Source organism: Streptomyces sp. 8P21H-1 (genome assembly GCF_013302945.1).
Map to the genome: position 1 here is coordinate 1 of NZ_JABTYA010000173.1, position 419 is coordinate 419.

Consider the following 419-nt stretch of genomic DNA (forward strand, 5'->3'; position numbering starts at 1 on the left):
GGTCGGCCAGCCGGCGGGCCAGCACGGGCAGGGCGTCGGGCGTGGCCACCGACAGCGGCAGGACGTACGGGCCGGGACCGTCCGCGGTGGCGGGCACCTCGACCTGCTCCAGCACGACGTGGGCGTTGGACCCCCCGATGCCGAAGGAACTGACCGCCGCCCGCCGGGGCGCGTCACCGGCCGGCCAGGGCAGCGCCCGGTCCGCGACCCGCAGTACGCTGCCGGACAGGTCGATCGCGGGGTTGAGCCGTGTGAAGTGGGGCATGGGCGGCACCTGCGCGTGCCGCATCGCCAGCACCGTCTTCACGACCCCCGCGAGACCGGCCGCGCCCTCCAGGTGCCCGATGTTGGCCTTCACGGAGCCCACCGCCACCCGGCCCCCGGGGCCCGCCGCCCGCGACGGCACGCCGTCGGCCTCC

At 77.8% G+C, this 419-nt stretch carries 1 protein-coding gene; it reads right to left on the reverse strand.

The window, feature by feature from the left end:
* Window positions 1-373: ketoacyl-synthetase C-terminal extension domain-containing protein (locus tag HO151_RS02855; RefSeq protein WP_368039396.1), on the reverse strand; the 373-nt coding region annotated here is incomplete at its 3' end.
* Between the last annotated feature and the right edge of the window lie 46 nt (window positions 374-419).